We start from the raw sequence: 25250 nt of genomic DNA on the forward strand, positions 1-25250 counted from the left end.
CTTTCGGGCTTGCGGGAAAGCAGCCCTGAGGCGCCCTCACAAACGGGGAAAAGACCGCTGTCTGAGTGCTTCAACCTCATCGAGCAAACTGCAGAACACCTGCGCCAGGTGCGGATCGAAATGCCGACCGGCTTGCTCCTCGATGAAGGCCACGGTTTTCTCCAGTGACCAGGGCTGTTTGTAGGGGCGTGTCGTGCGCAAGGCATCGAACACATCGCACAGCGCCACGATCCGTGCGCTCAAGGGAATCTGCTCGCCGCTGAGGCCGGAGGGGTAGCCGCTGCCGTCCCATTTTTCGTGGTGGGCCAGGGCGATTTCCGAGGACATGTCGGTCAAGGCCGAACCGTGCGGGTCGTGGAGAATTTCATAGCCAATGCGGGAATGGGCCTGCATCAGTTGTCGCTCCTGCGGTGTAAGGGCTCCGGGTTTCTGCAGAATGCCATCGGCAATGCCGATCTTGCCCACATCGTGCATGGGCGCGGCCTGTTCGATCAGTTCACACCAGGGCTCGGGCATGCCGATGGTGCGCGCGAGCAGGCCGGCGGTGGAACCAATGCGGTGGATATGGCTGCCGGTGTCGTCATCCCGATAGCTCGCGGCCCGAGCCAGGCTGCGCAGCATGGCGCGGTAGCTGTGCTGCAGTTGCGCGGTGCGTTGTTCAACCTTTTGCTCCAGGTCGCGCTTGGCCTCATTGAGCAGGCGCGCGCTCTGCGCAAGCTCCAGGCAGCTGCGCACCCTGAGCAGCACCTCCGGCAAGTCGATGGGTTTGCAGATGTAGTCGTTGGCGCCTTTCTCCAGCCCGACGCGTCGGCTCTGGGGATCGTTGAGCGCGGTGACGATGAGGATCGGCGAGGCGGTGCGATCGCGGTCGCTCAACTGGTCAAGGATTTCAAAGCCATTGGGCGCGGGCATGTCGATGTCCAGCAGCAGCACGTCCCAGTCGTTGGCCTGACACCACTGCAAGCCCTCGGCGGAATTGGAAAAGGTTTCGATACGACGCAAGCCGAAGGCCCGCATGCAGGATTCCAGCAACCTGAGGTTGCTGGTGACGTCGTCGATGATGACGATGACGGCGTTGTCGCTGATTTTTGAAAACATGCCCTATCCCCCGGTAACGCGTGTATCGCCAGCCGGCGCTCATTACGACGCTGGAGACTTGTCGAACTCCATCAGGTTGTGCTTTTGCGCCAAGGGCAGGTCGATCCAGAAACAACTGCCCTCCTCCGGCTGGCTGGCAACCCCCATTTCACCGCCCATGAGTTCGGCCAGTTCCCGGCACAGCGCCAGGCCGATGCCGGTGCCCTTGATCGCCGAGTTTTCCTTGCCCAGACGCTGGAAAGGCCGGAACAGTTGCTCCTGCAGCTCCTGGGCGATGCCGATGCCGCTGTCGGTGACGGACAAGCGGGCGATCCGGCGCGGTTCATCGACGGCCACGCCGAGCACGATGCGCCCGTCGGCGCGGTTGTACTTGATGGCGTTGGACAGCAGGTTGAACAACACCTGCTTGATCCGCCGCCGGTCACCCAAAACCTGGCACTCGCCGTCGTGGCCGCGCAGTTCGACCTCAAGGCCGTGGGCGATCGCCTGGGGACGGATCATGTTCAGGCATTCATGCAGCAACGAGGCGACATCCACCGGCTTGAGGCTCAGCGACGGCACTTCGGCCTGCAGGCTCGACCACTCCAGCAAGTCATCGACCAACTGACGCAGGTGCTCGCCGGCATGGATGATTTCATCGATATCGCTGTCGTGCTGGCCGTGGCTGGCGCTCGACTTCATCCGGCTCAGTTGGGCGAAGCCGAGAATGGCGTTGAGCGGTGTCTTGAGCTCGTGGCTCATGCCGGAAATGAACCGCGACTTGGCCTGGCTGGCGGCGAGGGCTTCGTGGGTTTTCTCGCGCAGCGACTGCTCCACCTGCTTGAGCTGGTCGATGTTGACGCAGGTCCCGACCACCGGCGGCACCGCCGAGTCTTCGGCGTGGGCCAAGGTGCGGCCCCGGCACAGTAACCAGACGCGCTCGCCTTGCAGATCATCCAGGCGGAACTCGACCTCGGCCACGTAGGCCTGGTTGTGCTGCGCCGCCTTGAGAAACAGGCGGAACGCTTCTCGGTCTTGCGGCGGCATGCGCTCAAGCAGCTGGGGCTGGCTCAGCGGCTCGCCGGGCAGGCCGAAGCGCTCGCGCAGCGCGCCCTTGAAGGTGAAACAGTCAGTCGCCGGGGCGTATTCCCAGAGGCCCTCGGTGACGCTGTCGATGACCAGTTCCAGGCGTTGCTGGACCGCACTGCGGTTGGCCTCGGCCAGGGCCAGCTGACTGCCCATGGCCAGTGCGTGATCGGACATTGCCGCCAGTTCCTTGATCGGCGACGGGCTGGCCTGGGGCGACCACTGCCCTTGGCCGATCTCGCGCAGCATGTTGGAGACGCCGATGATCGGCTGGCTCAGTTGCTCACTCAGCACTCGGGAGCGGAACCACAAAAACCCGAAGAACACCAGGTAGAACACCACCAGGCCAGCGATCATCAGGTAGCCAATGTCCCGGTAGTGAACCGCCAGGCGCTGGGTTTCCTGCATCACCACGCTTTCATCCACCACCGCCAGCAGACGCCAGTCGGTCGGCGAGATGTTGCTCCAGCCCACCAGTTGGTGGTGCCCGCCGAGCTGGAGCGGCAACAGGCCGTTCTCTTCCTTGCTCAGGGCCGCGGCCAGGGGCTTCAGGGGCTGATGAGCGGCCAGGTTGAAGTCCGCGGGCTGGAAGTAGTCATGCTGCACGTCGCTGTAGGCCGTCTCGCTCTGCAGGCGCGGCACGCCAAAATCGCTTTCCGCCGAGGGCGGCAAGGCCATGATGTCGAGCTTGTTGCTGACCAGCATCAGATAGCCCGCCCAGGGCACATGCAGCTTGGCGATCTGCGCCAGGATGGTGTTGACCGTGACGTCGATGCCCACCACGCCCTCCAGGGTGTCGCCGCGGTACACCGGCGCCGCCACGGTCATCATCCAGCCGTGCCCGGCGGGATCGAGGTAGACGTCGGTCCAGACCGGCTTGCGCGTGGGGTTGTGGGCAGCGTCGGCCAGGTAATAGAAGTTGAACGAGGTGATGTCCATGTCGTGGGGGTACTGCGCCAGGGTGTCGAACCAGGGGTAGATGTGGTTGTAACTGTCGGCGCTGTTGAAGTAGACACTGGCGATGGAGGGGTTTTCGTCCTTGAGCGTCTTCATCATGAAATCAAGACTGCCCAGGCGATAGACCTTGTCCAGGTCCTGGCGGTCCAGCGGGGTGATGTTGGAATAGAACGAGGCCGCGCCGCCGCTATCGCTGGCGCTGTAGCGCACACCGTCAGGGCTGATGGCCAACTGCGCCGACTGCGCGGGCAGGCTTTCGGCCAGTTCGCTCTCCACCGACTTGGCGAACAGCCGGGTCATGCTGCTCAGGTGCTCCAACTGCCCCTCGACGATCTCGGCGTTCTGCATCACCGAAGCTTGCAACTCGCGGGTGGCGCTCTGGTGCAAATAGTTGCTCTGGGCATCGCGGATGGACTGGTTGGTCAGGAAATACACGGTCAACAGCGCCAGCTCCACCACGATCAGCGGGATCAGGCTGGTTCTGATGAAGGCTTTCCAGAGCCAGCTACGCAAGGGCAATGCGGGTTTGAGTTCCATAAGCAGTTGTCCCGGTCGGCGGTGTTCACACCCGCTAAAACAATATCAAAATGACACCATCACGCCATTAATCATTTTGCCCGTGATCTCGGAACGCCAAGAGGGACAACCCTCGGCCAGAAGACAGAGCGGTCAGACCCTGAACCGCGCCACCAACCGATTCAACTCGATCGCCAGATTGGCCATCTCCCCGCAGGCACTGGCCGTCTGGCTGGACCCCGCCGAACTCTGGATCGACAGTTCACGACTACGTCCTGACGTGCATTTTTATCTCTGAGTGGAGTTGTCGGTACTTCGCTGCTGTCATCCCAAGCTATCGACTGTAGGTCATGGAGCTGCAAACAGCCTGACGACTGGTTGATCGACCGTAAGCCGCCTCAGCGCGTCAGCCTCAGTTGAGTCGAACCTCACCGCCCATGCCGCTGCCATCCGGGCTTTTCTTGGCCTGAAGCCTGGAGCACGGCATTGAGCCAGATGCGGGTTCAATCAGCCTGGCAAGAATAGTGGCACTTCGCAATCACCTTAAATCCGAACATGTCATGAAAACATTCCGCCGGGGTGAAATTTGTGTTGTAGCTCAAGTTGCAAAAGGCTGGCGTATCGCCAAGTGTTCTCGACCGCGTCCTGAAACTGCCCTCAGCCATGTCATACAATGCCGCCCCCGACCTCCTGAAGGATCAGACATGTCCATCACCAACCCAACAGTCATCGATATCTGGGCAATCCCCAAAGACCCGCCCGACAGCCTGCTGTTGATCATGGTCGACCCCCTCGAATGGGGCGACGAAGCGGCACACAGCGAACACCTGCTCCTGCTGCAAGAGAAGATCAACACCTACATCACCTTTATCGAAAGTGAGCAGATCTACAGCGAAATTCCCGATGCCTGCGGCAAGCACCTGATTATCCGGGTACTGGGTTTGCACGAACTGCCCGAGCAAGTCGATTGGTTTTTCAAACGCATTGCCGAGATCCTCAACGCGCGCGGCATTGGCTTCGATTTCGAGCTGAAAGTGAACGAAGAGGCTCCCAGCCTGTAGCCCGCCACCTGCGCGCCGCACCCGGTTGAGCAGCGCGCAGCAATACCTCATGCAGGCAGAATCAGCGCTCGATTAAGCGCAATGAAATCCACATGCTGCTCATGGGAAAAGTCCTCGATCACCTCTTGCAGATGCACATGCTCCCGTCCATTGAGCGCCATTTCGCTTGCTGCATTGATCAAGAAAACACCCAGCGCCCTGAGCGTTTCCGGCTCGGCGAGAATCGAGATCTCATCCAGCTGGATGCTCTGGTCACTGCCCACCGCGGTTCCCTGAACGCTAAAGTGTTTCAACTTTTCCAAAGGTCGAGCTCCTGCAACCGTAGGTGATGTGCAAATCGAGGTCATGCGCAAGGTTTGACCCACCCCCGCTACTGCAAGGGCACATAAATATCCGTCAGCCACTGCTCCTGCGGCGTCTGCGGATAAATACTCAGGTATTCAAAGAACAGCGGCTGATCCCGCAGTTCCTCGCCACTGCCCGGCAGCCAATCGCGGTAGATCGGGTAGATGCTTTCACCTATATGATCCGGCGAGCCCACATGCCGCACCACCGCATAGCGGCCACCGGCAATCTGCATCTCGCGAATGCCCGCCTCATTGGCGGCCACCGCCTCATGAATCTCGCCGCAGATGGCAAAGCGAAATTCCTGCGGCGCCGTGGTATCGGGGTTGTTGAAGGGAATGCCAAAACTGCGACTCGACGCCACCGGCGACTGCCCGCTGTGCATCCGCCAATCGATAAACCTGCGCACGCTTTCATTGACCAGCCCGGCAGGCCCGCAGTGCTCCAGCGCTGCAACCCGGGTGTCGGCAAAGTCCACGATTCGTACCTGCATGATGATGCTCCTGGAAAAATGAGGGATAGCAAATACCGCATTCCAGACCTGCCAGTTCGGCTGCTTCCTGAATGCACTCGGGCTCATGCCGAATGCCCGCCTGAACGCCCTGGAAAAAGCCTCGGGGCTTTCGAAACCGGCGCCAAGCGCGGCTTCCAGCACCGAGTAGTCCGCCAGGTACAGCAGGCGATGGGCCGCACCGCGCAAGCGCATCAATTGCACATAACGTGCAACCGGCACGCCCACGAATGCGCTGAATTGCCGATGGAAGTGAAACTCCGAGAAGTTCGCCATCCGGCTCAAGGTCCTCACCGACAGGTCGCCTTCAAGGTTTTCATCGATGTAGGCGAGTACCGCGTTGAAGCGTTTCGCATAGGCGGCGTTGATCGGCAAGTCAGGCACAGGGCAAAGGCTCCGGGAAATACGGTAGGCAAAGGATCGGCTATCCCGGCAGGCGCGCGCCTAGCCGCTCTTGCTCAAGGTACACCCGGGTGGTTCGTGGCCGCCGTCCGGGAAAAAGCCTTGAGTCACCCTGCACCGTGAGGGGTGTCTGCGAAACCAATGGCGTCGTTGAGCTTGTGACTCTTCAAGCGGGAGCCCCCGTGATGGTCTATGGCGTCGCCGCCAAAGAACGGATATTTTGCACCCCCCGTTCAGCGGGAGCATTACTCACACCTCGACACAAGGAGTTGCAATGGGCGTCTCGCTCCCCCTCTGGCTCATTCTCACGGCGATGACCGCTTACGCTGCAAGTACCCGCGGGCGCTCGGGGCCAAGATGGTTTGCAATCGGGCTGTTCTTTCCCTGCATGGCCCTGATTGCCGTGCTGTTGATGCCGCGGCTGGCAAAGACCGGGGTTGACGCGCTGGTGCATGAAGATCTGCGCCCTTGTCCTGCCTGCGGCCAGGACATCCAGGCCAACGCCTCACGATGCAAACACTGCGCAGCCGACGTGGAGCCTATCGCCTTGAGAGATCGCAGCGGTTGGGTCGCACGCATTAGCGCTCAAACCGATGAAGAATTTGCACGCATGGCCCAACAGATGGGACGAATCGACATACCCAGCGTTCTCGATGAGCCGCCCCACCTCTTTGCCGGCCCGTTCGAAGAAAAGGCCGAGGCACAAAACACCCTCAACTACCTGAAGTCCGAGCATGGCCTGGATGGACTGGTGACATGGCGGTCAGTGACCCGGTAAATGAAACGCTTGCAAGCCGACCTCCTGAAGGATCAGACATGTCCATCACCAATCCCAAAGTCATCGATTTCTGGGTTCGCTCCAAGGAAGAGCCCAACAACCTGCTACTGGTCATGACCGACCATCTGGAATGGGGCGACAAGGCGGCCCAGGGCGAACACCTGCTCATGCTGCAAGAGAAGATCAACGCCTACATCGCCTTTATCGAAAGTGGCGAGATCTACACCGAGATTCCCGGCGCCTACGGCAAGTACCCGATCATCCGGGTGGTGGGTTTGTATGAACTTCCCGAGCAGGCCGAGTACTTCATGGCCCGCGTGACCGAAACCCTGAATGACGTGGGCATTGGCTTCGAGTTCGAGCTGAAAGTGATCGAGAGAATTCGCAACATGTAGCCCGCTACCTGCGCGACTGGCGATCGAGCAGCGCGCAGGAATCCCCTATGCCGGCAGGATCAGCGCCCGGTTCAGCACAATGAAATCCACATGCGCCTCGGGCGAGTCGAACTCCTGCCCGCGGGTCATTTGTGCCCGGCGACTTGACCGCAACAGCCCTTGCTAGCGGCTACGGAGCGGTATGGGTGCGATTTTCCACACCATCAACTGATATGATTTTTTTCAATACGATTGCACATTGATTTTTATTGTGTCATTTATATCTCCGCCGATCACAGGACAGATCCAGCGCGCCACCCCGGATGGCGGGCACCCGTATTCCCAACGCCCTCCCAGGAGTCAACAAAATGAACAAGACAGAACTTCTAGGTGCTCTGCTGCTGTGCGCGTCCAGCTTCCTCGCCCATGCCGACGAAGACAGCCTGCGCATCGGCATCGAAGCCGCCTACCCGCCCTTTTCCTTCAAGACCCCGGAGGGCAAGGTCAGTGGCTTCGACTACGACATCGGCAACGCGCTGTGCGAGGAAATGCAGGTCAAGTGCGAGTGGGTCATTCAAGAGTTCGACGGCATGATCCCGTCGCTCAAGGTGCGCAAGATCGATGCCGTGCTGTCGTCGATGTCGATCACCGAAGACCGGATGAAATCCGTGGATTTCAGCAAAAAGTACTACCACACGCCGGGCAAGTTCGCGATGAAGGCCGGCAGCCTGATCCATGACCCGCTGCTGGACCTCAAGGGCAAGAAACTCGGCGTGCAACGCTCCTCGACCTACGATCGTTTTGCCACCGAGCAACTGGAGCCGGCCGGCGTCATGGTGGTGCGCTATGGCTCGCAGAACGAAGCCTTCCTCGATCTGGCCGCGGGCCGCCTGGACGCCACCCTGGCCGATATCGTCAACACCAACGAGAGCTTTATCAAGACCGCGGCGGGCCAGGGTTTCGCCCTGACCGGACCTGATATCAACGACCCGAAATACTTCGGCCGGGGCGCCGGGATCGCCGTGCGCAAAGGCGACAGCGCCAACCTGACGCGCCTGAATGCGGCACTCGACGCGATCCGCGCCAACGGCAAGTACCAGCAAGTGATGGCCCGCTACTTCGCGTTCGATATCTACGGCGAGTAAGCCTTTCCTGAACCCCGGCGCCGGCCGCCCGCAGGCGTCGCCGGGGGCTTGTGTTGCGCGCCTTGCGGCGCTCGCTTGAGGAACTTCATCATGCTCCACGGCTACGGATCGAGCATTCTCGATGGCGCCTGGCTGACCATCAACCTGGCCCTGACGTCCATGTCCCTGGCGATTGTCCTGGGGCTGATCGGCGCGGCCCTGCGCTTGTCTTCGCTCAAAGGGCTGGCGTTGCTCGGGGAAAGCTACACCACCCTGATTCGCGGCATTCCCGACCTGGTACTGATCCTGCTGATCTTCTACGGCGGCCAGGATCTGGTGAACCGCATCGCCCTGGCACTGGGCTACAGCCGCTACATCGACATCAACCCCTTTGTCGCCGGGGTCTGCACCATGGGCTTCATCTTTGGCGCCTACCTCTCGGAAACCTTTCGCGGCGCCTTCATGGCCATCCCCAAGGGGCAGGCCGAGGCCGGCCTGGCTTACGGCATGAGTGCAGGCAAGGTGTTCTGGCGAATCCTGGTGCCGCAGATGGTGCGTTTCGCCATTCCCGGCTTCACCAACAATTGGCTGGTGCTGACCAAGTCCACCGCGCTGATCTCGGTGATCGGCCTGCAGGACATGATGTTCAAGGCCAAGAACGCCGCGGACGCCACCCACCAGCCCTTTACTTTTTTCATCGCCGTGGCGGCGCTGTACCTGCTGCTCACCAGCCTGTCCCTGGTGCTGTTGCGCTGCCTGGAAAAACACTACTCGGTCGGCCTCAAAGCCGCCGAACTGTGAGAGGAACCGACGATGATGCTCGACTATCAACTGATCTGGGACAACCTGCCGCTGTACCTCAATGGCGCCCTGGTGACCCTCAAGGTGCTGCTGATTTCCCTGGCCCTGGGCTTGCTCCTGGCACTGCCCCTGGCGCTGATGCGGGTATCGCGCTCAGCGCTGCTCAACGCTCCGGCCTGGCTCTACACCTATGTGATTCGCGGCACGCCGATGCTGGTACAACTGTTCCTGATCTACTACGGCCTGGCGCAGTTCGAGGCCGTACGCCAGAGCCTGCTCTGGCCGTACCTGTCCAGCGCGACCTTTTGCGCCTGCCTGGCTTTTGCCATCAACACCAGTGCCTACAGCGCCGAGCTGCTGGCCGGCAGCCTGCGCGCCACGCCTGCCGGCGAGATCGAAGCCGCCAGGGCCATGGGCATGTCGCGCCTGACCCTGTACCGGCGCATCCTGCTGCCGTCGGCCCTGCGCCGGGCCTTGCCGCAATACAGCAACGAAGTGCTGATGATGCTGCAAACCACCAGCCTGGCCTCGATCGTCACCCTGGTCGATATCACCGGGGCGGCGCGCACGGTCAGCTCACGCTTCTACCTGCCGTTCGAGGCATTCATCACCGCCGGGCTGATCTACCTGGTCCTGACTTTCATTCTGGTGCGTCTGTTCAAGCTGGCCGAGCGCCGCTGGCTTGCGTACCTGGCACCGCGCAAGCACTGAGGAGCTGCCATGGAGCATATTCAATACCCGTTGCCGTGGAGCGCCACCGGCACCGAACGCACGCTGACGCTGTTTCGCTTTGGCAGCGGCACACGCAAGGCCTATATCCAGGCGTCATTGCACGCTGATGAACTGCCGGGGATGCGCGTCGCCGTCGAACTCAAGCGCCGGCTCCTGGAACTGGAAAGCCAGGGCCGTCTGAGCGGGGTGATCGAACTGGTCCCCATGGCCAACCCGCTGGGTATCGCCCAGATGTTCCAGGCCACCCATCAGGGGCGCTTCGAGTTCTCCAGCGGCAAGAACTTCAACCGCGACTTCCCGGAGCTGTTCGAGCCGGTTGCAGCAGAGCTGCTAGGGCAACTGGGCGATGACGCCGAGGCCAACGTCGCGCTGATCCGCCGCGCCATGGCCGAGGTGCTCGCAACCATGCCGGCCCCCGCCTCGGAACTCGACGGCCTGCGCCGCCTGCTGCTGCAGCACGCCTGTGACGCCGACCTGGTGCTGGACCTGCACTGCGATTTCGAGTCGGTCATGTTGCTGTACGCCATGCCGCAACACTGGCCGCGCCTGCAACCACTGGCCGCCCGCCTCGGCGCCGAGGTGGCCCTGCTGGCCGAGGATGCGGGCGGCAGCGCTTTCGACGAAGCCTGTGGAATTACCTGGTTGCACCTGGCGGAACGCTTTCCCGACGCCAATATTCCCCTGGCCTGCGCGGCCACCACCATCGAATTGCGCGGCATGGCCGACACCGAACGCGAACCCTGCCTCGCCAGCGCCCACGCCATTCTCGGCTACCTCGCCGAGCAGGGCCTGATCAGCGGCGACTGGCCCGCGGCGCCGCCCAGCCAGTGCCAGGCACTGCCCTTTGCCGGGGCGCAATACGCCTATGCGCCCCATCCCGGGGTGGTGAGTTTTCTGCAACCCGTGGGCGCACAGGTCAAGGTCGGCGATCCGCTGTTCGAGGTCATCGACCCGCTCACCGACCGGCACAGCGTGGTACGTGCCAGCACCGACGGCATTGTCTATGCCCGCGAACGCCTGCGCTTCGCCCAGCCCGGGCTGTGGCTGGCCAAAGTCGCCGGCGCTACCCCCATTCGCCAGGGTCGCTTGCTCAGCGACTGATTCCGGAGAGTTCACAGCATGTACAAACTTGAAGTTCAGGACCTGCACAAAAGCTACGGCGCGCATCAGGTGCTCAAGGGCGTGTCCCTGCAGGCCCGGGCCGGCGACGTGATCAGCCTGATCGGCTCCAGCGGCTCGGGCAAGAGCACCTTCCTGCGCTGTATCAATCTTCTGGAGCAACCCAATGCCGGCACCATCCTGCTCAATGGCGACCCCCTCAAGCTGGTGGCCGGCAAGCACGGCGGGTTGCAGGCGGCCGAGCCCAAGCAGCTGCAACGCATGCGTTCGCAGCTGTCGATGGTGTTTCAACACTTCAACCTCTGGTCCCACATGAGCGCCCTGGACAACGTGATGGAAGCCCCGGTGCAGGTACTGGGCCTGAGCAGGCAGGAGGCACGGCAGCGCGCCGAGCACTACCTGGAGAAAGTCGGCGTGGCGCAGCGCCGGCATGCCTGGCCGGGGCACATGTCCGGTGGCGAGCAGCAACGGGTGGCGATTGCCCGCGCCCTGGCGATGGAACCGCAGGTGATGCTGTTTGACGAACCGACCTCGGCGCTCGACCCCGAGCTGGTGGGCGAGGTGCTGAAAGTCATGCAGGACCTGGCGCAGGAAGGCCGCACCATGGTGGTGGTGACCCACGAAATGGGCTTTGCCCGGGAGGTGTCCAACCAACTGGTGTTCCTCCACCAGGGCCTGGTGGAAGAACGCGGCGCGCCCCGTGAAGTGCTGGCCAACCCGCAGTCCGAGCGCCTGCAACAGTTCCTCGCCGGGAGTTTGAAGTAAAGTCGCCACTCCAGCGCTGGGCGCGGCCCTGGCGCGACCGGCTTCGGATACACTCCGGGCCATCTCGCCAGGGCGCCCGGCAGCGCCCTCCTCCCCCTTCAACCACTGTCGAGCCGGATATGCCAAGCCCATCGAAAGACACCTCGGTCTACGCCGCGCCGGTAATGCGCAAACTGTCGGAAATCGTCGCCGAACTGCCGCCGTCGCTGCGCAAGGTGGCGGACTTCATCCTGCGCCACCCGCTCAAGGCCGCGACCCTGACCATCGAGGAGATGGCTCAAGCCACCCTGACCTCGCCCGCCGCCGTCAACCGTCTGGCCAAGGCCCTGGACCTGGGGGGCTACAGCGGCATGAAGGCCGAGCTGGTCACCACCTTGCAGCAGATGGTGTCGCCGGTGGACAAGCTGCGCAACGAACTGGCCCAGCGCCCGGGTGGCGCCTTTGGCCTGCACGAACAACTGCAGAGCGCCGGCAGCAACCTGGCCACCGCCGCCACCAGCAACCATGCCGACAGCTTCGACGCCTTCATCACCTGCCTGACCAGCGCGCGCAAGGTCTACATCCTGGGGTTCGGCAACAGCGTCTACCTGGCCGGGCTCGCTGCCGCCACCCTGATGCCGTTCTGCGCCGACGCCACGGCCATCAGCATGGAAGGCGGCAATGAAAACGCCGCCTACCGGCTGGCCGCGATCACGGATCAGGACGTGCTGCTGGCAATCTCCCTGCCACGCTACTCCCAGGACACCCTGCAACTGGCGCGCTTTGCCAGTGAACGCGGGGCAACAGTGCTGGCCATCACCGACTCCCCCGCCTCGCCGCTCACCGCGATAGCCGAGCACACCCTGTTCGCGCCCTGCGATCACCCGGTGCTGACCAGCTCCAACATCGCCGTGCTGGCCTTGATCGAAGGGCTGGTCGCCGGGGTGATGGCGCGCAATGAAAAAGCGGTGAAATTGGCCACTGAGCTGACGGAAAGCGTGATGTCGTATTTGCATATTCCTGGTCAGGGGAAGGTGCTGAAGAAATGAGGGGAGTTCTTTGATGCTGGTGGTGGGGACATATCCGTTGCTGCGGGTTTGGCGGCTGACGGTTTCGCTCTTTCAGCCACTCACTTTGGAAAAGCCGTAAGGGCGAAACCATCAGTGGCGACAACCGCTACAAGCCCCTAAGATGCCCCCCACTTTGGCCACTCCCCCTTGCTAGGCAAGCAGCTCCACCTCAGTGCCCGAAAAAGGACTTTCATCCATGCTCTCCACTCGTTTCCCCCTCGTTCAGCGCCTGGGCCTGACGCTTGCCTGCCTGAGCCTGCTCAGCGCCTGTGAGGATGCAACACCTCCCCCGCCACCACCGATTGTCGCCTTGCCGGCGCTCGACCCACACGCCACGCATACCGAGTATCAAGCCCTGGTGCAGATGCACAGTGAATCCAAGAGCACCCTGGACCGCAGCTCCAGAAAAAATGGCGGCACCCTGACGTTCGACTTGAGCCTGGACCTCAAGCCACAAACCGACGGGCAGTTGTGGTTGCAAGGACAGATCACCCGCGTGCAGATACAGGAGTCCGCCGGGCCACTGGCGTTCACCCTCGACACCCGTGAACCGGAAGTGACGATGCAGGACACCGCCGAACTGGAGTACGAACTGGTTCATCCCGGATTGGCCTCCCCCGATCACCCTTACAACAAAACGCTGCAGATATTCAGGGCGTTGACCGAACAACGCTTCCAGGTTCGCCTCAACCCCGATGGCAGCTTCGCCCAACTGGACAACTACCTGGACCTTGCGCGCTTGCAACCGTCGCTGGAAAAGCTCAAGCCCAAAGAACTCGCCGATCAGGAGCAAGGGTTGCTGGGTACGCTCAACGTGCTCGCCCCCCAGGACCTCGAACTGCTCTTGTGCCTGATGCTGCCAGGCCGTGAACAGCCCCTGCAGGACAACGCCGCGCAATGGCAGCAGGCCTGTGGGGTCAATGGCGAGAAACAGACGCTGGAGTTCACTGCAAAGGTGCACGACCTACACTCGACGCCCAGGGTCATCTACAGCAGCAGCGGCTTGCGAAAATCAGACAACGGTTACTACAGCTTCAGTTACTCCGGAACATTGCGCTCGTGGCTGGAACAGGCGGACTTCAACATCGCGCGCAACACCACATCGATCGTCAACAACCCCAGAGCAGGCAAGCTGCACTTCTCCAACACCCTGATGACCCAAGTCTCTGTGCAACGCCTGGAACCCGAACAACAGGACCTGGCGGAGCAACGCTGAAACTTGCAGGGGGAGGTGTTCCCATGAGGGTTCAGCCAGTGCCTGGACCCGAGCAGGAGCAAGCTCCCTGGCCATAAGGTGAGTGCTCTGCTCCCCTACTGCACCGGCAAAAAATTCATCAGCAACAAACTCTGCGCATAGTTGAACCCCACCCGTCGATAACGCTCATCCAGAATCTGCGTCAGCAGATCCAGGCGCGCCACAATCTTGCCGAACTCCACGGCAAAACTCAGGTTGCTGCCCTCCTCGGAAATCTCGTTGGAAAACAGCAACAACACGCCATTGGCATCCTGGCGCTGGCTCAGCAGCCAGGTGGCCTTTTCGATATTGCGCGCGGCGTTGCTGATGAACTGCGGGTCGATGCTGTCGGTCATGTAGAACTCGGTGCGCCCGCCATGGGCGGTCACCAGCATGCTGCCGATGGCATAAATGAAGGCGCCGACCCGATCCCCCTGGAACTCCGGGCTCAGGGAATAACTCAGGGCCGCCAGGTCGCGGCGATCGCCCAGGGCCGGTAGTGGCTGGCGTTTTTCGATGGCGTTGCGGATCTCGCGCTGGGCGCTGGTGCCATCGGGGAACCCCGATTTGCGCCATTGGCTGGGATTGCGCAGGTAGAGCTTGCCCATCAGCAAGTACAGGCTCTGCAGGTTGTCGCGCATGCCAATGGTGGCCATGCGGTCGACACTGGTCTGGAAGAATTCGTCAGGCTTGCCTTCACGAAACTGTTTGGCCAGATCGCGGCCTTGTTGCTGGCTGCAGGCCGTGGCGCCCAACATCAGCAGCGCCACCAGAAACAGGCGCGCAAAGCGGGTTTGCATCATGCAAGAAGAGGGAGCGTAGGCCATCGGCACCGGGTCAAAATTCACGGGCTGCGGCGGGGATCGGCGCGGCCAGGCCTGGTGATAGAACGCAAAACTGTAAAAAAGTGCGATGGCCGCCGCCGGCCATCGCCAAAGAGCGCCCCTTAAGGGCGTCGCAACTGACCGGGGGACACGATGATCTTGACGTTATGTTCCTTGTTGTTGACCAGTTCCTCGAAGCCCTGGCCAACGATCTGTTCCAGCTGGATGCGCCCGGTCACCAGGGGCGAAATATCCAGGCGGCCATCGGCGATAAAGGCAATCACGTCGGCGAACTCACCGTTGTAGGCCAAGGCCCCGAGCACCGTTTTCTCGGTGGCCACCAGTTCGAAGAAGTTGAACTCGCTGGGCTCCTCGAATATCCCCACCAACACGCATTTACCGGCCTTGCGGATCAGGTCGATGGCCAGCTTGGCGGTGTGCTTGTTGCCGATGCATTCGAAGCTGACATCGGCCCCCAGCCCGCCGGTCAGGCGCTTGACCTCGGCCAGGGCGTCGCATTCCTTGGGGTCGAGCACATGGGTGGCGCCCACTTCCAAGGCCTTGGCCTTGCGCGCGCCGGACATTTCCAGGGCGATCACCTGGGCCGCGCCGGCGGCCTTGGCGCACATGATGGTGCACAGGCCGATGGTGCCGGCGCCGACCACCACCACGTTCTGTCCGAGCAAACTGCCGGCTTTTTTCACCGCGTGCATGCCCACCGCCAACGGCTCGATCAGCGCCCCGGCCTCGGCGGGAAAGTTGTCCGGCAAGGCGTACAGCAGGTTGGCCGGCACGTTCACCAGTTCAGCAAAGGCGCCGTTGTTCATCAGCCCGGTAAAGGCCAGGTTCTCGCAGATGTTGTACAGGCCGTGGGTGCAGTAGTAGCAGGTGCCGCAGTGCTGGCAGGCGTCGGCGGCCACCGGCTGGCCGACACTGAACCCCTGGACTCCTTCGCCCAGGGCGACGATCTCGCCGCAGAACTCGTGGCCGAGAATGCACTGGCCCTTGATCCCGGTCAGCGGGTGCGGCGCGTCCACCGGAATGAACACCGGCCCGGCCAGGTATTCGTGCAGGTCGGAGCCGCAGATGCCGCACCAGTCGACGCGGATCTGCACCCAGCCGGCAGGCGGCGCGTCGGGCAGCGGCACGTCTTCGACGCGGATATCGTGACGGCCGTGCCAGACCGCGGCGCGCATGCTTGGAACGGATTTGAGGGAAACACTCATCTTGGCTTCTCCTGGTTGTTATCGAGCGGCGACGGCCCCCTGGCCGCCGCCGCACACCTCAGTGCTGGCGAATGAAGTCGAGGATCAGGCGGTTGACCTGCTCCGCCGCTTCCATCTGCAGCATGTGCCCCTGCCCCGGCAGCACCTCGATCTGCGCCTTGAGATCGGCGCTGTGGCTCGCCGGGATGATCCGGTCGTCGCTGCCCCAGATCACCAGCACCGGCTGCGCGCCGTCCTGCACCACCGGGCGCAGGTCGACCTGCTGGCGGCCGTCGGCGAAGAGGTTGTTGGCCAGCTGCCCGAGGGCGTCCTGCACCCCTTCCAGGCGCTTGTACTTGAGCATGTCGTCGAGCATCTGCCGGTTCACCAGTTCGGCGTTGGAGAACAGCTGCACCAGTTGCGGCTTGAGCGCATTGCGGTTGCTGGCCTCGACGAAGCCTTGCAGGTAGTCGCCATTGATCTCGCGGCCCAGCCCGGCGCTGCCGATCAGGGTCAGCGAGCGCACCCGTTGCGGCGCCAGCCGCGCGGTATTCAGGGACACCGCGCCGCCCATGGAGTGGCCCACCAGATGGGCCACGGGAATCTCCAGGTGATCCAGCAGTGCCAGCAGCACTTGGCTCAATTCGTCGAGGTCGCCCCGTTGCAGGGCCTTGGCCGATTCGCCGTGGCCCGGCAGGTCGAGGGCGATCACCCGGCGCCCGGCGGCCAGGGCTTCGTGGTTGAACAGCCAGTTGTTGAGGTCGCCACCAAAGCCATGCACCAGCAGCAGCGGCGTGCCGCCTTCGCCGCGTTCGAAATAGCGGATCAGCCGGCCGCCCAGTTCGACCTTCTGCGGCGCCGGGCCGTGGTCTTCGGCGGCGCTGTCGCCGGGCACGAAGCTGGCCTGGAACTGCGCGATCACCGCGTCGATCTCGGCGTCGCTGGCCTCGCCGTCGACCACGATGCCCAGCAGCGCGCCCACCGCCAGGGTTTCGTCCTGGCGGGCGATCTGCCGGCGCAGGACGCCGGAGAACGGCGCCTCGACGCTGCTGGAGATCTTGTCGGTCTCCACGTCCAGCACTTCATCGCCCTTGCTGATGCTCTGCCCTTCTTCCTTGAGCCAGGCATCGACCCGGCCCTCGGTCATCGACAGGCCCCACTTGGGCATGGTCAGGGTATGGATCTGGCTCATCGGCGGCTCCACTCGATCACAGTGAGCACGGCGTTTTCGATCTTCGCCGCGTCGGGGATGTACAGGTCTTCCAGGGCGTCGGAGAACGGCACCGGCGTATGGGGCGCGGTGACCATTTCGATCGGCGCCTTGAGCGATGCGAAGGCTTTCTGCGCCACCAGCGCCGAGATGTCGGTGGCCATGGAGCAGCGTGGGTTGGCTTCGTCGATCACCACCAGACGCCCGGTCTTCTCCACGCTTTCCAGGATGCTGTCTTCGTCCAGCGGGCTGGTGGTGCGCAGGTCGATGACTTCGCAATCGATGCCGCGTCCGGCCAGGTTGCGCGCCGCGTCCAGGGCGGTGTTCACCGTGCGCCCGTAGGACACCAGGGTCACGTCCTTGCCGTCGCGCAGGAAGTTGGCCTCGCCGAAGGGAATCGCGTAGGACTCTTCCGGCACTTCGCCCTGCAGGCTGTAGAGCATTTTGTGCTCGCAGAAGATCACCGGGTCGTTGTCGCGGATCGCCTGGATCAGCAGGCCCTTGGCGTCGTAGGGCGACGACGGGCAAACCACTTTCAGGCCGGGGATGTGGGTCCACAGCGAGGTGAGCATTTGCGAGTGCTGGGCCGCCGCGCGCAAGCCGGCGCCGACCATGGTGCGGATCACCAGCGGGGTCTGGGCCTTGCCGCCGAACATGTAGCGAAACTTCGCCGCCTGGTTGAGGATCTGGTCCAGGCAGCAGCCGGCGAAGTCGACGAACATCAATTCGCACACCGGGCGCACGCCACGGGTGGCGGCGCCGACCGCGGCACCGACATAGCCGATTTCCGACAGTGGGGTGTCCAGCACCCGCCCGGGAAATTGATGGTAGAGGCCCTTGGTCACCCCGAGCACGCCGCCCCAGGCGTCGTTGTCGCCGGGGGCACCGGCACCGCCCGCCACGTCTTCACCCATGATGAACACGCTGGGGTCGCGACGCATTTCCTGGGCCAGGGCTTCGTTGATGGCCTGCTGGTAACTGATTTTTCTCGCCATGATGGTTCTCTCGATTTTTGTTGTAGGGGGCGATTAAGGGGCCGCTCAGGGATAAGCGACGTACACGTCGCTGAGCAGGTCGGCCGGGCTCGGCTTGGGATCGGTCTTGGCCTTGCGCACCGCGTCCTCGATCAGCGCTTCCACGTCGGCATCGATCTGCTCCAGCTGGCTGGCCTGCACCAGGCCCGAACGGGTGGTGCGCTCGCGGAACTGCATCAGGCAGTCGTTGTGCTCGCGGTAATGCTTGACCTCATCGGGCGCGCGGTAGGTCTGGGCGTCGCCCTCGAAGTGGCCGTAGTAGCGAGTCAGCTTGACCTCGATCAGCGACGGCCCCTCCCCGGCCCGGGCCCGTTCCACGGCAGCGCCGGCGGCTTCATGCACGGCGAAGAAATCAAAACCGTCCACCGTCACCCCGGGCATGCCGAAACCGGCGGCGCGGTCGGCGATGTGGTCGCAGGCCACCGACCAGTTGGAGGCCGTGGCCTCGGCGTAGCCGTTGTTCTCGGCGATGAACAGGCACGGCAGGTTCCACACCGAGGCCATGTTCATGGCCTCGAACACCGCGCCTTCGTTGGAGCCACCGTCGCCGAAGAACACCACCGACACGCCGTCGGTGCCCTGCAGCCGGGCGGCCAGGGCCGCGCCCACCACCAGCGGCGCGCCGGCACCGACGATGCCGTTGGCGCCGAGCATGCCCTTCTCGAAATCGGCGATGTGCATGGAGCCGCCCTTGCCCTGGCAGACCCCGGTCTTCTTGCCGTAGATCTCCGCCATCATCCCGTAGACGTCCACGCCCTTGGCGATGCAATGGCCGTGGCCACGGTGGTTGGAGGCGATGCAGTCATCGTCCCGCAGGTGGGCCATGACCCCGGCGGCGGAGGCTTCCTCCCCGGCGTAAAGGTGGACGAAACCGGGGATCTCGCCGGTGGCGAATTCCACGTGCAGGCGTTCTTCGAATGCGCGGATGGTGCGCATCACCCGGTAGGCGTGGAGCAGTTGATCAGTGGTCAGGGGTGTCGACATTTTTATTCTCCAGGGTGTCTTGGGACTGAAGGTTCACGGGGTGTTGCCGGTGATCGCGGTCGATGGCCAGCAGGCGCTCGCGCGCCGCGTGTTCCAGGACCGCATTGACGTCGATGCTCAGCGGACCGCCGGCATCCAGGGTGACCGTGGGCCGGTCGTGGGGGTTGAATTCGATCTCGCGCTCGCCATCCAGGGCCAGGGTGCCGGCGCTCAGGCACAGGGGCTGGGGGACGTCGGGTTGCAGGTAGCCGGCGTCCAGCACGCCGCAGCCCTGCAACAGGCCGGGGGCCAGGGGCACCAGCAGCGCTTCGGGGGATTGCCGGTCCAGGCGCATCCAGGCGCCGTGGGGTTCCTGGCGAGTCACCGGCAGCCACAACCCGCAGAGCGCGGAAATGCCGATGGACTGGGGTTCGGCGAAGGTCACGAAGACCTCGGCCAGGTCGCTGCCACGGCTGATGGCCCGGGCCCCGATAAAGGCCAGGGGCGACACCGCCACGTCCACCAGGGCCACTTCGCACAGGCCCCGGGCCGGTTCGCGCACCAGCAGGCGCTTGTTGCGCCGCAGGGCGATCTCGGCCGGCACCCGACCGCTGGCGTAGAGCCCACCGGCCAGCCCGGCGCTGGTGGCTTCGCGCAGCTCTGGAAAGGCGTTGTTGGTGCCGGTGGACAGGGTCAGCAGCGGAATGTCGCCAACCTCGGCGGCCACCGCCTTGTGGGTGCCGTCGCCACCGAGCACGGCGATCAGCGCCACCCCGCGCTCGGCCATCCAGCGGGCGGCCTGGCGGGTGTCCTCGACGCTCTGGCGCAGGGTCAGGTCGAGGAACTCCAGGGCCGGCCAGTGCTGCTCCCGGGCCTGGCGGCTGCGGCTGTTCTTGTGCACTGCGGCGGCGATGCCGGTCATGTCGGTGGGCATCAGCACCTGCTCGATGCCGGTGGCGCCAAAGGCCGCTAGCAGACGCTGGATCACCGAGACCTTGTCGGTGCTGGAGAACAGCCCGGCGTTGGCAGTGAGGCGGCGCACATCACGGCCCGAGGCCGGGTTGGCGATGATGCCGACGCTCAGGGGACGGCGGCTCAAGGGCGCACCGCGGATGGATCACAGGCAGGAGAAAACATCGGGCACCTCGTTCTTATTCTTCGATGGGCCAGTCAGCGCGGGTGGTCAGGAGCCGGTTGCCAAGGACTGGTTGCCAAGGGCTAGAGCAAGGCCGGTGCCAGTTGTCGGAAAATCTCCGCAGAAGGCCGTTCCAGAGCGGCTGGCGTGCTTGCCCCAGAGCATTGGGGAACGCCGTCCCTGAGACGTCGCATGTCAGGCTGCACGGGGCCTTGGCGAGATCCTGAGACGTTGCGTCTCACCGCCCCCACGGCGCCGTCCGGTGCTTGTCGAGGGCCGTGGATCGGCGCTTAATGCGCCGACAACGATAAGAAGCTGCAACCGGAGGCCTTCATGCTTTCCGCACATTCCAAAGCCCATGTGGACTGTGTCAGCCGGGTCCTGAAGAACGCCGCGCACCTGCCCCAGGCGCCGGTGCCGAGCCTGATTCTCGATTCCTGGCGGCGCTCCATGGAGCAGCACCGGCTGGACCCCGGCTCGCTGCAGGGGCCGCGCATCCTCTCGGAAAACCTGCTCAAGGAATGCCGCGAGCGCTCCGAGCTGTTCCTGCGCATCGCCAGCGAGGAAGTGGCCCGCCTGCATGGCCGGGTGCGCGACGCCGACTACTGCGTGCTGCTCACCGACGCCCAGGGCCAGACCATCGACTACCAAGTGGAATCCACCCTGCGCAACGACTGCCGCAAGGCCGGGCTGTACCTGGGCACCTGCTGGTCGGAAGGCGAAGAAGGCACCTGCGGGGTGGCTGCGGTGCTCACCGCGCGCACCCCGATCACCGTGCACAAGCGCGACCATTTTCGCGCCGCGTTCATCGGCCTGACCTGCTCCGCCGCTCCGGTGTTCGACCCCCAGGGCGAGCTGCTGGGGGTGCTGGACGTGTCGGCGGTGCGCTCCCCGGACGACCGCCGCTCCCAGCACCTGATCCGCCAGATGGTGGTGCAAAGCGCGCGGGAGATCGAACAGGCGTTCTTCATGAACAGCGCCCAGGGCTACTGGGTGCTGCGGGCCCATGCCAGCCCGGGTTATGTCGATAGCCAGCCGGACTACCTGCTGGCCTGGGATGACGACGGCTGCCTGCGGGCCCTGAACCCGGCGGCGCGTCACTACCTGTTGCAACGCTTCGGGCGGCTGCCGCAACACATCGCCCAGGTGTTCGACCCGCAGCTGTTGCAGCGCGCCCGGGACGAGGTCCTGTGCCCGCTGTCCGCCGAGCTGCATGGCCGCTTGCAGGCGCCGCGCCGACCCCAGAGCCGCCCGCGCCGGAGCCTGGCCGGTGAACAGCTGGACCCGCGGGTGGAACAGAGCCTGCGCCTGGCGGTGCGGGTCAAGGACCGGCATCTGCCGGTGCTGATCCAGGGCGAAACCGGCTCCGGCAAGGAAGTCTTCGCCCGCCAGTTGCACCAGGCCAGTCAGCGTCGGGAGCGGCCCTTCGTTGCGCTGAACTGCGCGGCGATTCCCGAGAACCTGATCGAGAGCGAGCTGTTCGGCTATGTCGCCGGGGCCTTTACCGGGGCCTCGAACAAGGGCATGCAGGGCCTGCTGCAACAGGCCGATGGCGGCACCCTGTTCCTCGACGAGATCGGCGACATGCCCCTGGCCTTGCAGACCCGCCTGCTGCGGGTGCTGGCCGAGGGTGAAGTGGCGCCGCTGGGGGCCGCGCAACGCAAGGCGGTGGATATCCAGGTGATCTGCGCCACCCACCGCGACCTGGAAGCCCTGGTGGCCGCGGGCAGTTTTCGCGAGGACCTGTATTTCCGTCTCGGCGGCGCGCGCTTTCAACTGCCACCGCTGCGCGAGCGCAGCGACCGGCTGGCACTGATCACACAGATAGTCGAAGAGGAATCCCGGCGCTGCGGCGCACCGGTGCAACTGGGCAATGCGGCGCTGGAGTGCCTGCTGGGCTACCGCTGGCCGGGCAACGTGCGGCAACTGCGGCATGTCCTGCGCTACGCCTGCGCGGTGTGCGAAGGGCCGCTGATCCAGTTGCAGGATTTGCCCGAGCAACTGCGCGGCACCACAGCCGAAGGCGCCCTGCCCGCCCAGGAAAGCGCTACCAGCCCCGAGCGCCAGGTCCTGCTCGACGCCCTGGTGCGCCACCGCTGGAAACCGCTGGCGGCGGCCAAGGCCCTGGGCATTTCCCGCGCCACCCTGTACCGCCGAGTGCAGCAGCACGGCATCCAGATGCCCGGCAGAAGCCCGGTCTGACCCACACCACCCACGGGCGCCGGCTTGCCGGCGAACAGGCCCTCCGATTGCGCGCCGATCTTGCGGGCGCCTTCGCTGGCAAGCCAGCTCCTACGGTTGCCGTGATGTCGTGGAATCAGGCAGGGCGGGCTGGAAACGGGCGCGGTAGCGCCCGGGGCTTTCGCCGGTCCATTTCTTGAACGCGCGGTGGAAGGCGCTGGGTTCCTGGAAGCCGGTCAGTTCGGCAATCTCGCTGATGCTGACGCCGGTGCGGCGCAGCAGTTCGACCGCAACGCCGCGGCGCACTTCGTCCTTGATCTCTTGATAGGAGCCGCCCTCGCGCTCCAGGCGCCGGCGCAGGGTGCTGGCGCTCATCTGCACCTCGCGGGCGAAGGCTTCCAGGGTCGGCCATTGGCTGTAGTGGCTGCCCCGCAGGCGCTGGTGCACCTGGGTGGTCAGGCCGTGCTGGTTGCGAAAACGGATCACCAGCCATTGCGGGGCGCTGCGCAGGAACACCTTGAGCGAGGCCAGGTCCTGGACCACCGGCAGGCGCAGGAAGCGGCTGGCGAATTCGATCTCGGTGCGCCCGGCATTCCAGCTCAGGTTGCTGCCCCACAGCAGCGCATCGTCGCTGAGGCTCAGGCGCGAATGGCGAAAATCGGCGCGGTCGATGGGGATCCGCCGCCCGCCCAGCCAGCACAGCAGGCTGATGATCAGCACCAGCAGGGTTTCTTCGGCGTAGTGGCTGCGCAGCGGGTCGGTGCAGCGGCTTTCAACGCTGATCACCGCGCGCTTGCCGCGCACGCCGAGGCTGGCGCCGACGTCCCGCAAAAACAGGCCAAAGTTGTTCAGGCACTGGCGCAGGGCCTTCTCCAGGTTGGGCTCCTGGATCAGCCCGCGGCAGATCAGGGCAAAGGCCCCCGGCGGCATGCCGCGGGAGTCGAGCTGGAAGAATTCGTCCTGCAACTCGCGGATCTGGATCAGCCACAAGGCCGCGAAGGCACTGCCGGACACCCGCGCCCGGGGCTGGTCGAGCAACGCCGGGTCGATGCCGGCCTCGCTCAGTACCGCCGCCAGCCGCGCCGGCTGCTGGCGCAGGGCGTGGGTCATCACCCGGACAAAGTAGACCGCGACCGAATCCGTTTCACGCATGTAGAGGCTGTACTCCCGTAGCAGGACCTATGGCAAAAAACGCCAGCACCCTTGACCGCTTTCGGCATAGGCCGGCCACCGTGTGCGGCTCTAGACTCGCGCTGGATAACCCGCAGGGCAAGGCAACCGCGCCATGCTCCGCGAAGGCCATGAACAAAGGAAGAGCTGAAGATGAATCTTGCGACTATCGGGGTGATCGGCGCCGGCACCATGGGCAACGGCATCGCCCAGGTCTGCGCCCAGGCGGGCTTTGACGTGACCCTGCTGGACATCGCCCAGGGCGCCCTGGACAAGGCCCTGGCCACCATCGGCAAGAACCTCGACCGCCAGGTGAGCAAAGGCACCTTGAGCGAAGACGACAAGCGCGCCGCCCTCGGCCGGATCCGCATCAGCACCGACTACAGCGTGCTCAAGGATGCGCAACTGGTGATCGAAGCCGCCACCGAGAACCTGGACCTCAAGCTCAAGGTGCTGCAGCAGATCGCCGCCCAGGTCAGCGCCGAGTGCGTGATCGCCTCCAACACCTCGTCGCTGTCGATCACCCAACTGGCGGCCAGCGTCAGCGCGCCGGAGCGCTTTATCGGCCTGCATTTTTTCAACCCGGTGCCGGTGATGGGCCTGATCGAGGTGATCCGCGGCCTGCAGACCAGCGACGCGACCCACGCCCTGGCCATGGACATGGCCCAGCGCCTGGGCAAGACCGCGATCACCGCCGGCAACCGCCCGGGTTTTGTGGTCAACCGCATCCTGGTGCCGATGATCAACGAGGCGATCCTGGTGTTCCAGGAAGGCCTGGCCAGCGCCGAGGACATCGACGCCGGCATGCGCCTGGGCTGCAACCAGCCGATCGGCCCGCTGGCCCTGGCCGACCTGATCGGCCTGGACACCCTGCTGGCGATCCTTGAGGCCTTCTACGATGGCTTCAACGACAGCAAGTACCGCCCCGCGCCGCTGCTCAAGGAAATGGTTGCCGCCGGTTACCTGGGGCGCAAGACCGGTCGGGGTTTCCATCACTATGGCTGAGCGCTGCTCACGCTTTGCCGAAAGCCGCGACAAGGCCCTGGAGCTGTTCGCCAGCAAGGGCTTCGGCCAGGTCGGCATGCGTGAGCTGGCGAGCCACCTGGGGCTGACCCCGGGCTCGCTGTACCACCATTACCCGAGCAAGCAGCACCTGCTGCTGGACCTGATCGAGGAGTTCTTCGATGAGCTGCACAGCACCCTCAAGCGCCTGCAGCGACGCAAGCTGCAGGGTGACTGCCTGCCGGCGCTGATCCGCGCCCACCTGAAGCTGCACCGGGAATTGCCACGGCATTTTCGCCTGGTGGAGCGTGACAGCGGCTGCCTCAATCCCGACCAGCAGGTGCGGGTCGGGCAATTGCGCGAGCGTTACGAGCAGCAGTTGCTGCAACTGCTGGGCACCCCGCCCGGCCTCGGTGCGGCGGCCCAGCGCGCCGCTGCCCATGCCCTGGCCAACCTGCTCAACAGCGCCCCCGGCTGGTTGAGTGAGCAACCACTGCCCGAGCGTGAACGCGAGGTCCTGCTGGAAAACCTGCTCAGCGGCGCCATCGAGCGGCTGATGGGGAGCGCACCGCTGCACAGCAACGTGGCCTGAGCC

General features: G+C 64.1%; 23 protein-coding genes and 1 pseudogene. 13 read left to right on the forward strand and 11 right to left on the reverse strand.

The window, feature by feature from the left end; all coding sequences use genetic code 11:
* Positions 1-36: 36 nt before the first annotated feature.
* Together DNK59_RS20560 and DNK59_RS20565 are read right to left on the reverse strand one after the other, a co-directional pair.
* Positions 37-1098, reverse strand: a complete 1062-nt coding sequence (locus DNK59_RS20560; protein WP_110724390.1) for an HD domain-containing phosphohydrolase — start codon at positions 1096-1098, stop codon at positions 37-39.
* Between the two features lie 42 nt (positions 1099-1140).
* Positions 1141-3657 (reverse strand): ATP-binding protein, encoded by a 2517-nt coding sequence (locus DNK59_RS20565; RefSeq protein ID WP_110724391.1) that lies wholly within the window; start codon positions 3655-3657, stop codon positions 1141-1143.
* A 683-nt stretch (positions 3658-4340) separates the two neighbouring features.
* Here DNK59_RS20565 and DNK59_RS20570 point away from each other — a divergent pair.
* Positions 4341-4697 carry a DUF6572 domain-containing protein gene (locus DNK59_RS20570; RefSeq protein ID WP_110724392.1) on the forward strand — a complete coding sequence of 119 codons (357 nt, stop codon included), beginning with the start codon at positions 4341-4343 and terminating at the stop codon, positions 4695-4697.
* 47 nt (positions 4698-4744) lie between these two features.
* Here the strand turns inward: DNK59_RS20570 and DNK59_RS20575 are convergent, their stop codons facing one another.
* Entirely contained in the window at positions 4745-4999 is a 255-nt protein-coding gene (locus tag DNK59_RS20575) for a hypothetical protein (RefSeq protein ID WP_092316104.1), read from the reverse strand.
* A gap of 68 nt (positions 5000-5067) precedes the next feature.
* Positions 5068-5937 carry a GyrI-like domain-containing protein gene (locus DNK59_RS20580; protein ID WP_110724393.1) on the reverse strand — a complete coding sequence of 290 codons (870 nt, stop codon included), beginning with the start codon at positions 5935-5937 and terminating at the stop codon, positions 5068-5070.
* A 292-nt stretch (positions 5938-6229) separates the two neighbouring features.
* Here DNK59_RS20580 and DNK59_RS20585 point away from each other — a divergent pair, with 292 nt between their 5' ends.
* The 9 genes from DNK59_RS20585 (at position 6230) to DNK59_RS20625 (ending at position 13913) form a co-directional block, all read left to right on the forward strand.
* On the forward strand, positions 6230-6733 hold the full coding sequence (locus tag DNK59_RS20585; protein WP_110724394.1) for an SPOR domain-containing protein: 504 nt from the start codon (positions 6230-6232) through the stop codon (positions 6731-6733).
* 38 nt (positions 6734-6771) lie between these two features.
* Positions 6772-7128 carry a DUF6572 domain-containing protein gene (locus DNK59_RS20590; protein WP_092316110.1) on the forward strand — a complete coding sequence of 119 codons (357 nt, stop codon included), beginning with the start codon at positions 6772-6774 and terminating at the stop codon, positions 7126-7128.
* Positions 7129-7475: 347 nt separating this feature from the next.
* On the forward strand, positions 7476-8252 hold the full coding sequence (locus tag DNK59_RS20595; RefSeq protein ID WP_092316112.1) for an ABC transporter substrate-binding protein: 777 nt from the start codon (positions 7476-7478) through the stop codon (positions 8250-8252).
* A 90-nt stretch (positions 8253-8342) separates the two neighbouring features.
* Positions 8343-9032: an ABC transporter permease gene (locus DNK59_RS20600; RefSeq protein WP_092316114.1), complete on the forward strand. Its 690-nt coding sequence runs from the start codon at positions 8343-8345 to the stop codon at positions 9030-9032.
* Between the two features lie 12 nt (positions 9033-9044).
* Positions 9045-9743, forward strand: a complete 699-nt coding sequence (locus DNK59_RS20605; protein ID WP_092316116.1) for an ABC transporter permease — start codon at positions 9045-9047, stop codon at positions 9741-9743.
* A gap of 9 nt (positions 9744-9752) precedes the next feature.
* Complete coding sequence (locus DNK59_RS20610; protein WP_110724395.1) at positions 9753-10865, forward strand: succinylglutamate desuccinylase/aspartoacylase family protein; 1113 nt, start codon at positions 9753-9755, stop codon at positions 10863-10865.
* Positions 10866-10883: 18 nt separating this feature from the next.
* Positions 10884-11648, forward strand: a complete 765-nt coding sequence (locus tag DNK59_RS20615; RefSeq protein ID WP_110724396.1) for an ABC transporter ATP-binding protein — start codon at positions 10884-10886, stop codon at positions 11646-11648.
* 119 nt (positions 11649-11767) lie between these two features.
* Positions 11768-12676 carry a MurR/RpiR family transcriptional regulator gene (locus DNK59_RS20620; protein WP_110724397.1) on the forward strand — a complete coding sequence of 303 codons (909 nt, stop codon included), beginning with the start codon at positions 11768-11770 and terminating at the stop codon, positions 12674-12676.
* Between the two features lie 217 nt (positions 12677-12893).
* The gene (locus DNK59_RS20625; protein WP_110724398.1) at positions 12894-13913 is read left to right on the forward strand and encodes a hypothetical protein; all 1020 of its coding nucleotides are present in this window, start codon (positions 12894-12896) and stop codon (positions 13911-13913) included.
* A 95-nt stretch (positions 13914-14008) separates the two neighbouring features.
* Here the strand turns inward: DNK59_RS20625 and DNK59_RS20630 are convergent, their stop codons facing one another.
* The 6 genes and pseudogenes from DNK59_RS20630 to DNK59_RS20655 all read right to left on the reverse strand — a co-directional run bounded on the left by DNK59_RS20630 (position 14009) and on the right by DNK59_RS20655 (position 20285).
* Positions 14009-14734, reverse strand: a complete 726-nt coding sequence (locus DNK59_RS20630) for a hypothetical protein (protein ID WP_092316132.1) — start codon at positions 14732-14734, stop codon at positions 14009-14011.
* Positions 14735-14877: 143 nt separating this feature from the next.
* Positions 14878-15951, reverse strand: coding sequence for a 2,3-butanediol dehydrogenase (locus DNK59_RS20635; RefSeq protein ID WP_256596508.1), 1074 nt, complete (start codon positions 15949-15951; stop codon positions 14878-14880).
* Positions 15952-16039: 88 nt separating this feature from the next.
* Positions 16040-17152: an acetoin dehydrogenase dihydrolipoyllysine-residue acetyltransferase subunit gene (locus DNK59_RS20640; RefSeq protein ID WP_110724400.1), complete on the reverse strand. Its 1113-nt coding sequence runs from the start codon at positions 17150-17152 to the stop codon at positions 16040-16042.
* Positions 17149-18165: an alpha-ketoacid dehydrogenase subunit beta gene (locus DNK59_RS20645; RefSeq protein WP_110724401.1), complete on the reverse strand. Its 1017-nt coding sequence runs from the start codon at positions 18163-18165 to the stop codon at positions 17149-17151. Before DNK59_RS20645 ends, DNK59_RS20640 begins: the two co-directional genes overlap by 4 nt.
* Before the next feature lie 45 nt (positions 18166-18210).
* On the reverse strand, positions 18211-19188 hold the full coding sequence (locus DNK59_RS20650; protein ID WP_092316140.1) for a thiamine pyrophosphate-dependent dehydrogenase E1 component subunit alpha: 978 nt from the start codon (positions 19186-19188) through the stop codon (positions 18211-18213).
* A 2-nt stretch (positions 19189-19190) separates the two neighbouring features.
* Positions 19191-20285 (reverse strand): annotated as a pseudogene (locus DNK59_RS20655) (ATP-NAD kinase family protein).
* Positions 20286-20635: 350 nt separating this feature from the next.
* On the opposite strand from DNK59_RS20655, the gene DNK59_RS20660 reads away from it, so the two are divergent.
* Positions 20636-22504, forward strand: a complete 1869-nt coding sequence (locus DNK59_RS20660) for a sigma-54-dependent Fis family transcriptional regulator (RefSeq protein ID WP_110724403.1) — start codon at positions 20636-20638, stop codon at positions 22502-22504.
* 90 nt (positions 22505-22594) lie between these two features.
* Here DNK59_RS20660 and DNK59_RS20665 read toward each other — a convergent pair whose 3' ends face one another.
* On the reverse strand, positions 22595-23635 hold the full coding sequence (locus DNK59_RS20665) for an AraC family transcriptional regulator (protein WP_110724404.1): 1041 nt from the start codon (positions 23633-23635) through the stop codon (positions 22595-22597).
* Positions 23636-23806: 171 nt separating this feature from the next.
* Here DNK59_RS20665 and DNK59_RS20670 point away from each other — a divergent pair, with 171 nt between their 5' ends.
* Together DNK59_RS20670 and DNK59_RS20675 are read left to right on the forward strand one after the other, a co-directional pair.
* A complete protein-coding gene (locus tag DNK59_RS20670) occupies positions 23807-24658 on the forward strand; it encodes a 3-hydroxybutyryl-CoA dehydrogenase (RefSeq protein WP_110724405.1) in 852 nt (283 codons plus the stop codon).
* Positions 24651-25247, forward strand: coding sequence for a TetR/AcrR family transcriptional regulator (locus DNK59_RS20675; protein WP_110724406.1), 597 nt, complete (start codon positions 24651-24653; stop codon positions 25245-25247). Before DNK59_RS20670 ends, DNK59_RS20675 begins: the two co-directional genes overlap by 8 nt.
* Positions 25248-25250: the final 3 nt, after the last annotated feature.

It is taken from the genome of Pseudomonas sp. TKO26 (genome assembly GCF_003225665.1).
Taxonomy (GTDB): Bacteria; Pseudomonadota; Gammaproteobacteria; order Pseudomonadales; family Pseudomonadaceae; genus Aquipseudomonas; species Aquipseudomonas saponiphila.

What these genes read in the sequence shown, in the direction of transcription:
- DNK59_RS20675 (WP_110724406.1), top strand. Translation starts at nt 24,651, where the DNA reads ATGGCTGAGCGCTGCTCACGCTTTGCCGAAAGCCGCGACAAGGCCCTG.
- DNK59_RS20595 (WP_092316112.1), top strand. Translation starts at nt 7,476, where the DNA reads ATGAACAAGACAGAACTTCTAGGTGCTCTGCTGCTGTGCGCGTCCAGC.
- DNK59_RS20665 (WP_110724404.1), bottom strand. Translation starts at nt 23,635, where the DNA reads ATGCGTGAAACGGATTCGGTCGCGGTCTACTTTGTCCGGGTGATGACC.
- DNK59_RS20620 (WP_110724397.1), top strand. Translation starts at nt 11,768, where the DNA reads ATGCCAAGCCCATCGAAAGACACCTCGGTCTACGCCGCGCCGGTAATG.
- DNK59_RS20650 (WP_092316140.1), bottom strand. Translation starts at nt 19,188, where the DNA reads ATGTCGACACCCCTGACCACTGATCAACTGCTCCACGCCTACCGGGTG.
- DNK59_RS20670 (WP_110724405.1), top strand. Translation starts at nt 23,807, where the DNA reads ATGAATCTTGCGACTATCGGGGTGATCGGCGCCGGCACCATGGGCAAC.
- DNK59_RS20615 (WP_110724396.1), top strand. Translation starts at nt 10,884, where the DNA reads ATGTACAAACTTGAAGTTCAGGACCTGCACAAAAGCTACGGCGCGCAT.
- DNK59_RS20600 (WP_092316114.1), top strand. Translation starts at nt 8,343, where the DNA reads ATGCTCCACGGCTACGGATCGAGCATTCTCGATGGCGCCTGGCTGACC.
- DNK59_RS20605 (WP_092316116.1), top strand. Translation starts at nt 9,045, where the DNA reads ATGATGCTCGACTATCAACTGATCTGGGACAACCTGCCGCTGTACCTC.
- DNK59_RS20570 (WP_110724392.1), top strand. Translation starts at nt 4,341, where the DNA reads ATGTCCATCACCAACCCAACAGTCATCGATATCTGGGCAATCCCCAAA.
- DNK59_RS20630 (WP_092316132.1), bottom strand. Translation starts at nt 14,734, where the DNA reads ATGATGCAAACCCGCTTTGCGCGCCTGTTTCTGGTGGCGCTGCTGATG.
- DNK59_RS20635 (WP_256596508.1), bottom strand. Translation starts at nt 15,951, where the DNA reads ATGCGCGCCGCGGTCTGGCACGGCCGTCACGATATCCGCGTCGAAGAC.
- DNK59_RS20610 (WP_110724395.1), top strand. Translation starts at nt 9,753, where the DNA reads ATGGAGCATATTCAATACCCGTTGCCGTGGAGCGCCACCGGCACCGAA.
- DNK59_RS20640 (WP_110724400.1), bottom strand. Translation starts at nt 17,152, where the DNA reads ATGAGCCAGATCCATACCCTGACCATGCCCAAGTGGGGCCTGTCGATG.
- DNK59_RS20645 (WP_110724401.1), bottom strand. Translation starts at nt 18,165, where the DNA reads ATGGCGAGAAAAATCAGTTACCAGCAGGCCATCAACGAAGCCCTGGCC.
- DNK59_RS20565 (WP_110724391.1), bottom strand. Translation starts at nt 3,657, where the DNA reads ATGGAACTCAAACCCGCATTGCCCTTGCGTAGCTGGCTCTGGAAAGCC.
- DNK59_RS20560 (WP_110724390.1), bottom strand. Translation starts at nt 1,098, where the DNA reads ATGTTTTCAAAAATCAGCGACAACGCCGTCATCGTCATCATCGACGAC.
- DNK59_RS20590 (WP_092316110.1), top strand. Translation starts at nt 6,772, where the DNA reads ATGTCCATCACCAATCCCAAAGTCATCGATTTCTGGGTTCGCTCCAAG.
- DNK59_RS20660 (WP_110724403.1), top strand. Translation starts at nt 20,636, where the DNA reads ATGCTTTCCGCACATTCCAAAGCCCATGTGGACTGTGTCAGCCGGGTC.
- DNK59_RS20625 (WP_110724398.1), top strand. Translation starts at nt 12,894, where the DNA reads ATGCTCTCCACTCGTTTCCCCCTCGTTCAGCGCCTGGGCCTGACGCTT.
- DNK59_RS20585 (WP_110724394.1), top strand. Translation starts at nt 6,230, where the DNA reads ATGGGCGTCTCGCTCCCCCTCTGGCTCATTCTCACGGCGATGACCGCT.